The 11,779-nt window shown below is 66.4% G+C and carries 13 protein-coding genes; all 13 read left to right on the forward strand.

Annotated elements, in window-relative coordinates; all coding sequences use genetic code 11:
- The first annotated feature begins 57 nt into the window (after nt 1-57).
- The 13 genes from RM190_RS02890 to RM190_RS02950 all read left to right on the forward strand — a co-directional run bounded on the left by RM190_RS02890 (nt 58) and on the right by RM190_RS02950 (nt 11,770).
- Nucleotides 58-1,020, forward strand: a complete 963-nt coding sequence (locus RM190_RS02890) for an AAA family ATPase (RefSeq protein ID WP_311757892.1) — start codon at nt 58-60, stop codon at nt 1,018-1,020.
- Nucleotides 1,017-1,856 (forward strand): DUF58 domain-containing protein, encoded by an 840-nt coding sequence (locus RM190_RS02895; RefSeq protein WP_311757893.1) that lies wholly within the window; start codon nt 1,017-1,019, stop codon nt 1,854-1,856. Before RM190_RS02890 ends, RM190_RS02895 begins: the two co-directional genes overlap by 4 nt.
- Nucleotides 1,843-2,172 carry a hypothetical protein gene (locus RM190_RS02900; RefSeq protein ID WP_311757894.1) on the forward strand — a complete coding sequence of 110 codons (330 nt, stop codon included), beginning with the start codon at nt 1,843-1,845 and terminating at the stop codon, nt 2,170-2,172. The genes RM190_RS02895 and RM190_RS02900 overlap by 14 nt, the downstream gene beginning before the upstream one ends.
- The gene (locus RM190_RS02905) at nt 2,172-3,095 is read left to right on the forward strand and encodes a VWA domain-containing protein (RefSeq protein ID WP_311757895.1); all 924 of its coding nucleotides are present in this window, start codon (nt 2,172-2,174) and stop codon (nt 3,093-3,095) included. Before RM190_RS02900 ends, RM190_RS02905 begins: the two co-directional genes overlap by 1 nt.
- Nucleotides 3,092-3,955 (forward strand): vWA domain-containing protein, encoded by an 864-nt coding sequence (locus RM190_RS02910; RefSeq protein ID WP_311757896.1) that lies wholly within the window; start codon nt 3,092-3,094, stop codon nt 3,953-3,955. The genes RM190_RS02905 and RM190_RS02910 overlap by 4 nt, the downstream gene beginning before the upstream one ends.
- Entirely contained in the window at nt 3,952-4,557 is a 606-nt protein-coding gene (locus RM190_RS02915; RefSeq protein WP_311757897.1) for a hypothetical protein, read from the forward strand. Before RM190_RS02910 ends, RM190_RS02915 begins: the two co-directional genes overlap by 4 nt.
- On the forward strand, nt 4,554-5,678 hold the full coding sequence (locus RM190_RS02920; RefSeq protein WP_311757898.1) for a hypothetical protein: 1,125 nt from the start codon (nt 4,554-4,556) through the stop codon (nt 5,676-5,678). The genes RM190_RS02915 and RM190_RS02920 overlap by 4 nt, the downstream gene beginning before the upstream one ends.
- Before the next feature lie 315 nt (nt 5,679-5,993).
- Entirely contained in the window at nt 5,994-6,800 is an 807-nt protein-coding gene (locus RM190_RS02925) for an ABC transporter ATP-binding protein (RefSeq protein WP_311757899.1), read from the forward strand.
- Nucleotides 6,800-7,585 (forward strand): ABC transporter permease, encoded by a 786-nt coding sequence (locus tag RM190_RS02930; protein WP_311757900.1) that lies wholly within the window; start codon nt 6,800-6,802, stop codon nt 7,583-7,585. The genes RM190_RS02925 and RM190_RS02930 overlap by 1 nt, the downstream gene beginning before the upstream one ends.
- A gap of 19 nt (nt 7,586-7,604) precedes the next feature.
- Nucleotides 7,605-8,603, forward strand: coding sequence for an ABC transporter substrate-binding protein (locus RM190_RS02935; protein WP_311757901.1), 999 nt, complete (start codon nt 7,605-7,607; stop codon nt 8,601-8,603).
- 223 nt (nt 8,604-8,826) lie between these two features.
- Nucleotides 8,827-9,591 carry a GntR family transcriptional regulator gene (locus RM190_RS02940; protein ID WP_311757902.1) on the forward strand — a complete coding sequence of 255 codons (765 nt, stop codon included), beginning with the start codon at nt 8,827-8,829 and terminating at the stop codon, nt 9,589-9,591.
- Nucleotides 9,592-9,652: 61 nt separating this feature from the next.
- Nucleotides 9,653-10,834 carry an ABC transporter substrate-binding protein gene (locus tag RM190_RS02945; RefSeq protein WP_311757903.1) on the forward strand — a complete coding sequence of 394 codons (1,182 nt, stop codon included), beginning with the start codon at nt 9,653-9,655 and terminating at the stop codon, nt 10,832-10,834.
- 81 nt (nt 10,835-10,915) lie between these two features.
- Nucleotides 10,916-11,770 carry a branched-chain amino acid ABC transporter permease gene (locus RM190_RS02950; protein WP_311757904.1) on the forward strand — a complete coding sequence of 285 codons (855 nt, stop codon included), beginning with the start codon at nt 10,916-10,918 and terminating at the stop codon, nt 11,768-11,770.
- Nucleotides 11,771-11,779 lie beyond the last annotated feature (9 nt).

The raw sequence follows: 11,779 nt of genomic DNA on the forward strand, positions 1-11,779 counted from the left end.
CTATTCGGCTTGGCGAATTCGCCATCTCGGGCCAGCGTCGGGCCAGGGAGAAGGAAAATGTCGCATCTGGAACATGTTGACGCGCAGGCTGTCGCGCGTCTGGCCGAAGGCGTCGCCAATGGTCTGATCGGTCATGAACGGCTTGCCGAACGGCTGGTGATCGCATTGCTGGTGGGCGGTCACGTCCTGCTGGAGGGCCCCCCCGGCATCGCCAAGACCCGTGCCGTCAAGCGCCTTGCCGCCAGCCTGTCGGGCAGCCACGCGCGCATTCAGTCGACGCCGGACCTGCTGCCCTCGGATCTGACCGGGACGCAGGTCTTTCGCGCCGAAAGCGGTGGTTTCGACTTCGTGCCGGGGCCGATCTTCCATTCGCTGGTGCTGGTCGACGAAATCAACCGGGCGCCACCCAAGGTGCAGTCGGCTCTGCTGGAGGCGATGGCCGAGAACCAGGTGACCACCGGCGGCACCACCCGGGCACTGCCCGACCCCTTCATGGTCGTCGCGACCCAGAACCCGATCGAGCATGAGGGCACCTTCCCCCTGCCCGAAGCGCAGATGGACCGGTTCCTGCTGCATCTCAGCCTGGACCTGCCGGATGCCGAGGCCGAGCGCGGCATCCTTGACCTTGTCGAGGCCGAGACGCTGGCCCCGCCGACCGCAGTGGCCGGCCTGATCTCCGAGGCCCAGATCCATGCCGCTAAGCACCAGGTCGCGGCCGTGCACCTGGCCCCGGCGTTGAAGGATTTCATCGTCCGGCTGGTCATGGCGACGCGCCAAGGCGGCGCGGTGCATGAATGGGTCGAGCATCCCGTCTCGCCCCGCGGCACGCTGGCGCTTGCCGCGGCGGCCCGGGCGCGGGCCTGGATGGCCGGGCGCGACTATGGCATCCCCGAGGATGTCGAGGAACTGGCCGAGGATGCGCTGGCCCATCGTCTGATCCCAAGCTGGCAAGCACAGGGCGAAGGGCGGACCGGCCGCAGCCTGATCGCGCAGGCCCTGCGCGAGGTGCGCCCGTGGTGACAATTCCGGCAGCGCTGGATCATCCCGGCCTGCGCCTGACCATGGCCGAGTTGATGAGCCTGCGTCCACCCGACCGCATGCAGCGCCAGCGCCCCGCCAGCCGCCGCGCGGGGGCGATCCCTGCCCGCGTCGCCGGGCAGGGAATGGACCTGCGCGAGATCCGGGCCTTTGCCGATGGCGACGACCTGCGCCGGATCGACCCCGCCGCGACCGCCCGGACCGGCCAGCTTCATGTCCGCAGCTTTCACGAGGACCGCGACGACAGCACCCTGCTGGTCGCCGATTTCCGCCATCCCATGCTTTGGGGCACGGGGACAGCGCTGCGTTCGGTTCGCGCGGCACGGCATCTTGCCATGCTGGGCTGGCGCGCGGTCGGGCGTGGCGGCTCGGTCGGGTTGCTGGTCGTGGGTGAGGACGCGCCGCTGGTCGTGAACCCCGCTGCCGGGGTCTCGCATATGCAGGAGATCGCGTCCGCACTTGCGCGGGGGCATGATGCGGCGCTGACGCGTCGGGCAGGGGCGGTGACGCTTGTCCCGGCGCTGGCGCGCGCCATGCGCATGGTCCCGCCCGGCGGACGTGTCCACCTGGCGACCGGGCCAGAGGGGTTGGCCGACGCCGATGCTGCCTTGACGCGCCTGGCGCAGGGACGCCGGTTCGAGGTGCATGTGATCCTTGACCCGGCAGAGGCTGCCCCCCCGGCCGCGACGCTGGCGGTCAGCGACGGTGCGCATAGCAGGCATGGTCGGCTGTCGCCCTTTGATCCGCAGCCCTTGCTGGCCCATCTGCGCCGGCTTGGTGCGCATCCCGATCTGGTGGGTGCCGATGACGGGCGATGACCTGATGGCCCAGCTTGCGCCTTCGCGCCTGCCGCCGACGATGCAGGGGGCGGGTTGGCCGGAATTTCTGGCGCTGTTCGGGCTGGGTCTGCTGGCGGGCGTGCTGCTGGCGGCGGCCCTGTCGCCGCTGCTGCGCCGCCGCGTTTCGCGCGCCGAGCGCATCCGCGGGACCCGCGACTTGCCGCCGCAAGAGCGGCTTCTGGCGATTGCGCGCATCCTTGGACGCTTGCCCGAAGCCCTGCGCCCCGCCGCTTATGGCGCCGCGCCGCCACCGCCCCCGCCCGAGATCGAGCGGATTGCAAGGCGCGCGCGCTGATGGGATTTGCCTTTCCGCTTGCCTTTCTTCTGCTGCCCCTGCCGTTTCTTGTACGGCTTTTGCCCGCGGGTGCCGCGCGGGGCGGGCTGATCGTGCCCCCGCAGGTCTTTGGCGGGCTGGTTGACAATGCACGGCGTGGTGGTTGGTGGCTGTCGGCGCTGGCCTGGGTGCTGCTGATCGTGGCGCTGGCCGGGCCGCAGATGGACAGGCAATCGTCGCTGCTGCCCGCGTCTGGACGGGACATCGTGCTGGCTCTGGACCTGTCCGGCAGCATGGAGAAACAGGATTTTGCCTTGGATGGGCAGCCAATCTCGCGCCTCGACGCGGTGAAACGGGTGGCTTCGGCCTTTGTCGCGGCGCGCAAGGGCGACCGGATCGGGCTGGTGGTCTTCGGCGACCGAGCCTATTTTGCACAGCCCGTGACCTTTGACGTCGCCGCCGTGGCGCGCGCCATCGACGAGGTGCAGATCGGCATCTCCGGGAGGGCGACCGCGATTTCGGATGGGTTGGGACTGGCCATGCGGCGGCTCGCGGTCAGCGACGCACCGACCCGGGTCGTGGTCTTGCTGTCGGACGGGGTCGATACGTCAGGTAAGGTCGGTTCCGTCGACGCGGCCCGGCTGGCTGCCGAACACGGCATCCGCGTCCATACCATTGCGCTTGGCCCCGACGACCTGGAGACACAGCCGAAGTCCCGCGATGCCGTCGACGCAAAGACCTTGCGCGACGTGGCCGAGGCCTCTGGGGGAACCACGTTCCGCGTGCGCGGCATGGCCGATCTTGAGGCGATGGCCGCCACGCTGGACGAGCTGGAGCCAAACCCCGGCGAACGCCCGCCGCTTCGCTTCTGGCAGTCGCTGTGGGCATGGCCGGGGGCGCTTGCGCTGGTCCTGCTGCTGCTGGCGGGATGGAGGCGCGGATGATCCTGCTGCGTCCCTGGTGGCTGCTTGCCGTTCCTCTGCTGGGTTTGGCGGCCTGGGTGATGTGGCGGCGTGGCCCGGATGCCGGGGGCTGGCAGTCGGTCCTGTCGCCGCAGATGCTGGCCGGCCTGGCGGCCTTGGGTCAGGTCCGCGCCGCGCCCGGCTGGCTGAGACTGCTGCCCTTTCTGGGCGCGGCGGCGCTGGCGGTGGGCCTGTCCGGTCCAGCCCTGCCACGCGGCGATGCGCCGGTCTTTGCGCAAAGCGATGCGGTGGTCATCGCGCTGGACATGTCTGGATCGGTCACGCGCGGGGGGCTTGCGGATGCGCAGGCGGGCGCTGCCCAGATCATGGCCAGCCTGCCCGGTCGTCCCGTGGGGCTGATCCTTTACGCGGGCGAGGCCTATGGCGCCAGTGCCCCCACCGCCGATCCGCGGGTGCTGGAAAGCCTGCTCTCGGTCCTTGATGCGGAAACGATGCCCGACAAAAGCAGCAGCCCCTCTGCAGCGCTGGCCTTGGCGGGCAAGATGCTGGCCGGGCTTGCCCATGCCGATCTGGTCGTCATTTCGGACGGGGGCGGCATCGACGCCGCCGCCGAGGCCGAGGCACAGCGCCTGCGTGAAGCCGGGGTCCGGGTCCAGGCGCTCAGCGTCACGGGCAATCCCGTCGCCGATGCCACCGCACTCGCGCGCATCGCCGAACGGGTGGTGCCCGCGACCCAGCCGGGACCGGTTGTCGCGGCCCTGTCCCGTTCGACCGTCGAACGCGATCCGGCCATGGTGGCGCTGCAGTATCAGGATCTTGGCCCCCTGTTTGCCCTGTTGGCGCTGATCCCTCTGCTCTGGCAATTCCGGAGACAGGCATGAGGTATCTGCTGGTCCTTGCCGTGCTGGCGCTGGCCATCTCGGGGCGGCAGGCGCTGGGGCGGGTCGCGTTGTGGGCGGGGCAGCCCGCGCTCGCATCTCATCTTTTGCCAGACCCGTCCGAGCGGGGCGTGGCACTGTATCGCGCGGGCAACTATGCCGGGGCCGACGCCGCTTTCGCCGAGGCGGGGCGGACCCAGACCTATAATCGCGGCCTCAGCTTGGCCGGGACCGGGCAGTATTCCCTGTCGCGGGCCTATTTCGATGCCGTGCTGTTTGCCAACCCCGCCGATGCCGAGGCGCGTGCCAACCGCGAACTGGTCAACGCCATGATCCCGCCCGAGCAGGGGGACAGCACCGTGCCGGGACGGATTGCCGCAGCCGGGGGGCTGGGACCAGCGGACACGACCCAGAATGCGACTTCGGGCGTCCTGATGATCCACTGGAAGCGCGATGTCGAGGCGCGGGGGCTGTCCGCCAGCGACGAATGGCTTGAGACGCTGTCCGATGATCCCGGCGAATTCCTGCGCCTTCGGCTGCGCGCGGAATATGAACGGCGCGCCGCCCTTGGCCTGATCCGCCCGGCCGAGGGGGAGCCGTGGTGATCCGGTTGCTGATCCTGCTTCTGCTGCTGGCCGCGCCTGCGCGGGCCGAGGACAGCCTGCGCCTTGTCCTGCCCGAAGGGCGGCCCGTGGTGGGCGAGATGATCCGCCTGACTGTTCGCGGCGAATATGACGGCTTCATCGCGCTGGAGGACATGACCTTTCCCGACTCGGCCGCCTATGACTGGATGCAGCTTCTGCCCGACGATTGGCGGGATGAGCGCGTGAACGGCGTCCAGCGCCGCGTGTTCGAACGCCAGATCGCCATTTTCCCGCGCAAGCCGGGCAATCTGGTGATCGGGCCAGTCTCGCATCACCTGACCAAGGCCGAGGGCGCGACGCGGCGCGAAATCGTGGTCGAGGCGCCGCCGGTCACGATCGCGATCGGCCCCTATCCCGCGCCGGGTTTGCCACTGGTGGCGCGCAACCTGAAGGTCACGGACGAGCTGTCGGATGACCCTGCCCACATCCGCGACGATCAGACCATTCATCGTCGCATCACCATCACCGCCGAAAACACCATGGCGCACCTGCTGCCCCCGCGCCCCGACCTGCGCGAGAAATGGCTGATCAGCTTCACTTCCCCCGAAAAGCGCGAGACGCGGCTGACCGAAAAGGGACCACTGGCCTTCGTGGAATGGGAATGGAGCCTGCGACCGATCACCGGTGAACAGGGAACGCTGCCTCCGATCCGGTTTTCGTGGTTCGACCTTGCCAAGCGCGAGATGCGGGGCTCCATCACGCAGCCGGTCATCTTCGGTTACGGCCAGCTTGGCGCGAATATTGGGGGCAGCACGGGTGCGGTATCGCGCTGGTCGCTGATTGGCGTGGTCGCAGCAGGGGCGGCGCTGGCGCTAGGGCTGGCGCTGCGCGGACAGGGATTGCGGGTACCGGACTGGCGCCGCTGGTTGCCGAACCCGCATTCCGGCGCGCTGCGCAAAGCCGCCGCGGAAGGTGATCTGCTGGAGTTGCGCCGCGTGGCGCTGGAATATGCTGGGCATGAAAAGCGCTTCGGGCGCGCTGTCGATCCCGCGTCGCTGCGACGGCTTGATGCGTCGATCTTCGCGGCTGAAGGCAACGATCTTGATCGCGCGGCTTTCCTGCGCGAGCTGAGCGGGCGTTAGCGTTCCCTCTCGCGTTCGCCCGACCCGGTCGCGGCCGCGCCGGGGCGCCGTATGTGAGTTGGTCGGAAGTTCGTGCCGAGGTTCCCGCGCTGACGGCTTGAAATCAAAGCGGCATTCATCACCATTTCACGTTTCGTCATGCCGCCTTCCCCTTGACCTTCGGGCTTTCCCTGGGGCATCCGCCGGGCTTCGGCGAAGTTGCGCGACTGACCTTGAAGCGCCTTCTACTCGCGCGTTAAGGTGCGCCGCGCGTTTCGCGGCGGGGTTGGGTCGCAAGGCGGAAGTCGAATGCGGGAATTTTTAAGGGGGAGCTGCATGGAGTCAGCCATTTCGTTAAAGGCTGTGGACATCAGCTTCAATGTCAGCGGAAAGGCGCCCTTTCGCGCGGTCGCAGGTGCGGATCTGCGCGTTGAAAAGGGCGAATTCGTCGCCATTGTCGGCCCGACCGGTTCGGGAAAGTCCACCCTGCTCAACGCTGCCGCCGGGCTTCTGAAGCCTTCGGGCGGGACGGTCGAAATCCACGGGAAGCCGCTTGAGGGGCTGAACCGCGATGCCGGATACCTGTTTCAGGCCGATGCGCTGATGCCGTGGAAGACGTCGCGTGACAATGTCGCGATCCCGCTGGAAATCGCCGGAACGCCCCGGCGCGAGGCGTTGGCGCGGGCCGATCAGTGGCTAACTCGCGTGGGCCTGCGCGGTTTCGGCGATCGTTATCCGCATATGCTGTCGGGCGGCCAGCGCAAGCGCGTCGCGATGGCGCAGGTGCTGATCCGCGACCCGGCGATCCTGCTGATGGACGAACCTTTCGGTCCGCTGGACGCGCAGACGCGGCTGATCATGGGCGACCTGCTGCTGGACCTGTGGCAGCAGGACCGCAAGGCGGTGATGTTCGTCACCCATGACCTTGAGGAGGCGATCTCGTTGTCGGACCGGGTGGTGATCCTGTCGACGGGACCGGATGCGCGCATCATCGGCGACTTCCCGATCACGCTGGACCGTCCGCGTGATGTCTCGGAAATCAAGCTGACGCCGGAATTCCAAAGCCTGCATCGCGATATCTGGCACATCCTGAAGGAACAGGTCCTGAAAGCATATGGCCACGGCACGGGGATGAAAGCGTGATGTCCAAACTCGTTCTTCTTAGCCTGCAGGCTTTGGTTGCGGTCGTGGCCGTTGGCTTCTGGTGGGTGCTGACCCAGACTCCGCTGTTCGGTGATCCGTCGCGGATCCAGTTCTTCTTCTCGACCCCGATGGATGTGGTGAAACAGGTCATCGTCTGGTTCTCGACCGGGCAGATCTGGTACCACTTGTGGATCACCCTGATCGAGGCCGCGCTGGCCTTTGTCATCGGTTCGGTCGCGGCCCTGGTGCTGGGCTTCTGGCTGGCGCGCCGTCCCAAGCTGGCGGCGGTGTTCGACCCCTATATCAAGGCCGCGAACGCGTTGCCGAGGGTCGTCCTGGCCCCGATCTTCACGCTGTGGTTCGGGCTTGGCATCTGGTCCAAGGTCGCGCTGGGGTTCACGCTGGTCTTCTTCATCGTCTTCTTCAACGTCTATCAGGGCGTGAAAGAGGTGAACCGCACCGTGTTGCAGAACGCGCGGATGCTGGGGATGAACGAAAGGCAACTGCTGCGCCACGTCTATCTGCCATCGGCGCTCAGTTGGGTGTTCTCGTCGCTGCACATTTCGATCGGCTTTGCGGTGGTCGGCGCGGTGGTCGGAGAATACCTGGGTGCCTCGGCGGGGCTTGGTTATCTGATCGCGCAGGCCGAAGGCATGTTCGACATCGCGGGCGTCTTTGCCGGGATGTTCGTGCTGTCGGCATTCGTTCTCATCATCGACTGGCTGGTGACGTTGGCCGAGCGCAGGCTTCTGGTCTGGCGTCCCGACAGCGACCAGCAACACTGACATGTCCCAGGGAGGAAACATGAAACTTCGCACCACGATTATTGCCGGGCTGATCGCATCGGCAAGCGTCCTTCCCGCCGCGGCCGAAACCATCAAGATCGCCATCGGCGGGTCCAGCTGCATCTGCTATCTGCCGACCGTTCTGGCCGAGCAGCTGGGCAATTACGAAAAGCACGGCGTCGATGTCGAGTTGATCGACTTCAAGGGCGGCTCGGCCGCGCTGAAGGCCGTGGTCGGGGGCAGCGCCGATGTCGTTTCGGGCTATTATGAACACACGATCAGCCTGGCCGCCAAGAAGCAGCAGCTGGCATCCTTCGTGGTCATGGATCGCCTTCCGGGTATCGCGCTGGTCGTCGCCCCGGACGAGAACGACAAGATCAACACCATCGCGGATCTCGCCGGCAAGACGGTCGGGGTCACCGCGCCGGGTTCGTCGACCGATTTCTTCCTGAAATACATGCTGTCGCGCGAAGGGCTTGATCCGAACGCCGCCTCGGTTGTCGGCGTGGGCGTGGGCGCCACGGCGGTCGCCGCGCTTGAGCAGGGCCAGATCGACGCGGTGGTCACGCTGGATCCGGCGATCTCGCAGCTGAAGCAGCGCCATGACGACCTGAAGCTGCTGGTAGATACCCGCAAAGAGGCGGATGCCGTGAAGCTGTTCGGTGCCGATTATTCCGGCGGCGCGCTGTATACGCGCCAGGAGTGGATCGACAGCCACCCCGAACAGACGCAGGCGCTGGCCGCGGCCATCGTCGACACGCTGCATTACATCCACGAGTCGTCCCCGGAAGAGATCGCCGCAAAGATGCCGCAGGATCTGATCGGCGATCCCGTGATCTATGCCGAGTCGCTGAAAAACAGCCTCGAGATGATTTCGGAAGACGGCAAGATGGACCCGGCAGCGGCCGAGGCGGTGCTGAAGGTCATGAACTTCAATTCGCCCGAGATCGCGGCGGCGAATGTCGACGTGACCAAGACCTATACTAACGCCTTCGTCGAGAAAGCGGCCCAGAAGTAGGCCGCACGGACAAACGCCCGTCGATTCAAGCATCAAGGCCCCGCTCCGGCGGGGCCTTTTCTGTTCCGCTCTCCCGCAGGTTGTTCCGCCATCAATCAATCGCTTGTATACACGCGATGTTCATATTTCGGCATAGATACTACTTAGGTCGCACAATATGGCGGTTTTGCTTCTTTGGATCCGTATCGCTGTATACAGACGAGCCCAAGGGAGAGGATTGCCGATGGATCGTGCAGAGCAGATCAGGGCGGGGCAGAACCAGACCGTGCGCGCGGCCATGACGCTGCGCGACATGATTATCGGCGGCAAGCTGCAACCCGACCAGCGTTATACCGAAACGCAACTGGCCGAGATGCTGTCGATGTCGCGCACCCCGATCCGCGCCGCGCTTCAGCGCATGACCGATGAGGGGCTGCTGACCCAGCAGGCCACCGGGGGATATCTGATCCGCCAGCTTTCCCCGGTCGAGATCGCCGAGACCATCGAGCTTCGCGGCACGCTGGAGGGGCTTTGCGCCCGCCTTCTGGCTGAACGTGGCGCCGCGCCCGATGTGCTGGACCAGCTTCGCAAGATATTGGCGGAACTGGACGCGCTGCTGAACGACGAAAGTTTCGACCGTGGCAATCTGCCGAATTACGAAAGACTGAACGCCCGCTTTCACCGCAGCCTGGTCGAAGGCACCGGCTCGGCGCTGATGATCCAGGAAATCGAACGGGCGAACAACCGGCCCTTTGCCTCGGCCAGCGCGCTGGTTGGGATGTATGAAAGCGACCGCGCCGCGCGCCAGCATTTGCGCATCGGCCAGGACCATCACCGCACCGTGGTCGAAGCCATCGCCGCGCGCCAGGGCGCGCGGGCCGAGGCGATCATGCGGGAACATGCGCGGCTGTCGCTGCGCAATCTGACGCGCGCCGTCGAATCCAGCCGCCTGCTGGACCAGATCCGCGGCGCAAGCCTGATCCGTCAGCCGGGGGACCAAGCCGGCTGACCGACCCACCAAGTCAACGGCAGCAGAGGGGGCTGCCGCAACCATAGGGAGGAATTTACCGATGCAAAGACGAAGCCTGCTGCTGGGCGCAGTCCTGGCGGCCTCGACCGCGCTTGCCGGAATGCCAGCGCTTGCCACCGGAGGCGAGCCCTTCAAGGTCGGCCTGATCCTGCCGATGACCGGGGCCTTCGCCTCGACCGGGCGGCAGATCGAGGCGGCCGCTAAGCTTTACATCGCCGAACATGGCGATGAGGTCGCGGGCCGCAAGGTCGAGCTGGTCGTCAAGGACGATGCCGGGGTTGCAGACACCACGAAACGCGTGGCGCAGGAACTGATCGTGCGTGAAAAGGTCGGCGTCATCGCCGGTTTCGGCCTGACTCCGCTGGCGATGGCGACCGCGCCGCTGGCCACGCGCGCCAAGGTGCCGGCCGTGGTGATGGCGGCCGCGACCTCGTCGATCACCGAGGCCTCGCCCTATGTCGTGCGCACCAGCTATACGACGCCGCAGGTCACCTCGAAGATCGCGGAATGGGCGGCGCAGCAGGGGATCAAGCGCGCGATCACCGTGGTTTCCGACTATGGCCCCGGCATCGACGCAGAAAAGACCTTTGTCGCCAGCTTCGGCGCGGCGGGCGGAGAGGTGCCGCAGACCCTGCGCGTGCCGCTGCAGAACCCCGACTTTTCGCCCTTCTTGCAGAAGGTCGTGGATGCCAAGCCTGATGCGATCTTCGTCTTCGTCCCTTCGGGCGTGGGTGCGCAGTTCATGAAGCAGTTTGTCGAGCGGGGCCTGGACAAGTCGGGCGTCAAACTGCTGGCTGATGGCGGCATCACCGACGACGACATCCTGAACGGCATGGGCGACCCGGCGCTGGCGGCGATCACGGGCTTCCACTACTCGGCCGCGCATGACAGCGACACGAACCGCGCCTTTGTCGAGGCGTTCCAGAAGGCCAATCCCGGGATGCGTCCGAACTTCATGGCCGTGGGTGGTTATGACGGCATGCACGCGATCTATGCCGCGCTGGAAAAGACAGGCGGCGACGGCGATGGCGACAAGCTGATCGAAGCGATGAAGGGCTTGGCTTGGGAAAGCCCGCGCGGCCCGGTCAGCCTTGATCCTGAAACCCGCGACATCGTCCAGAACGTCTATTTGCGCCGTGTCGAGCGCAAGGACGACCAGCTTTGGAACGTCGAGTTCGAAACCTTCGAAGTGGTGAGGGACCCCGGCAAGTCCGGTTCCTGATCCCCAAGCCAATCGCAGGGATCCCGACCCGCGCGGCCATGCTGCGCGGGACCGGGGGCCTGCATGCCAGGGAATGCACCCATGCTGACCATCCTGATCGACGGCATCGCCTATGGAATGCTGCTTTTCGTCATGGCCTCGGGGCTGGCCGTGACGCTGGGGCTGATGAATTTCGTGAACCTCGCCCACGGTGCCTTCGCCATGATCGGCGGCTATGTCACGGCGCTGGCCATGAACCGGCTGGGGGTGCCCTTCATCCTGACGCTGCCACTTGCCTTCGCCATCTCTGCCCTTGTTGGCGTTCTGGCCGAGCGCACGCTTTACGCCCGCCTTTACCGGCGCAGCCATCTGGACCAGGTGCTGTTTTCCATCGCACTGGTCTTCATGGCCGTGGCGGCGGCGGATTGGAGCTTGGGTTCCAGCCAGATGCTGATCACCTTGCCAAGCTGGTTGCAGGGCCGGTTTCAGGTCGCGGGTGTCGACATCGGGCGCTACCGCGCCTTCCTGATCGTGGTCTGCGCGGCGCTGGTCATCGGGCTGCAACTGGTGCTGACGCGCACCGCCTTTGGTGCAAGGCTGCGCGCCGCGGTCGATGACCAACGCGCCGCACGCGGGCTGGGGATCAATGTCGGCGGCATCTTCGCGGCGACCTTTGCTGTCGGCTCGGGCCTTGCCGGTCTGGGCGGGGCGCTGGGGATCGAGATCATGGGCCTCGACCCGACATTCCCGCTGAAGATCATGGTCTATGTGCTGATCGTCGTCACCATCGGCGGCACGGCGACCCTGACCGGTCCCTTCCTGGCCGCGCTGATCATCGGGACCGCCGATGTCGCCGGGAAATACTACGTCCCAGAGCTTGGGGCCTTCCTGATCTATCTGTTGATGATCGTGCTTCTGGTCCTGCGTCCGCAGGGTCTGATCGCTCCCGCCCGCTGAGGAGATGCC

It is taken from the genome of Paracoccus broussonetiae, assembly GCF_031854425.1.
GTDB lineage: Bacteria > Pseudomonadota > Alphaproteobacteria > Rhodobacterales > Rhodobacteraceae > Paracoccus > Paracoccus broussonetiae.

Coding starts and splice junctions, on each gene's coding strand:
- RM190_RS02900 (WP_311757894.1), top strand. CDS start 1,843: ATGACGGGCGATGACCTGATGGCCCAGCTTGCGCCTTCGCGCCTGCCG.
- RM190_RS02945 (WP_311757903.1), top strand. CDS start 9,653: ATGCAAAGACGAAGCCTGCTGCTGGGCGCAGTCCTGGCGGCCTCGACC.
- RM190_RS02890 (WP_311757892.1), top strand. CDS start 58: ATGTCGCATCTGGAACATGTTGACGCGCAGGCTGTCGCGCGTCTGGCC.
- RM190_RS02925 (WP_311757899.1), top strand. CDS start 5,994: ATGGAGTCAGCCATTTCGTTAAAGGCTGTGGACATCAGCTTCAATGTC.
- RM190_RS02940 (WP_311757902.1), top strand. CDS start 8,827: ATGGATCGTGCAGAGCAGATCAGGGCGGGGCAGAACCAGACCGTGCGC.
- RM190_RS02910 (WP_311757896.1), top strand. CDS start 3,092: ATGATCCTGCTGCGTCCCTGGTGGCTGCTTGCCGTTCCTCTGCTGGGT.
- RM190_RS02905 (WP_311757895.1), top strand. CDS start 2,172: ATGGGATTTGCCTTTCCGCTTGCCTTTCTTCTGCTGCCCCTGCCGTTT.
- RM190_RS02950 (WP_311757904.1), top strand. CDS start 10,916: ATGCTGACCATCCTGATCGACGGCATCGCCTATGGAATGCTGCTTTTC.
- RM190_RS02915 (WP_311757897.1), top strand. CDS start 3,952: ATGAGGTATCTGCTGGTCCTTGCCGTGCTGGCGCTGGCCATCTCGGGG.
- RM190_RS02935 (WP_311757901.1), top strand. CDS start 7,605: ATGAAACTTCGCACCACGATTATTGCCGGGCTGATCGCATCGGCAAGC.
- RM190_RS02930 (WP_311757900.1), top strand. CDS start 6,800: ATGTCCAAACTCGTTCTTCTTAGCCTGCAGGCTTTGGTTGCGGTCGTG.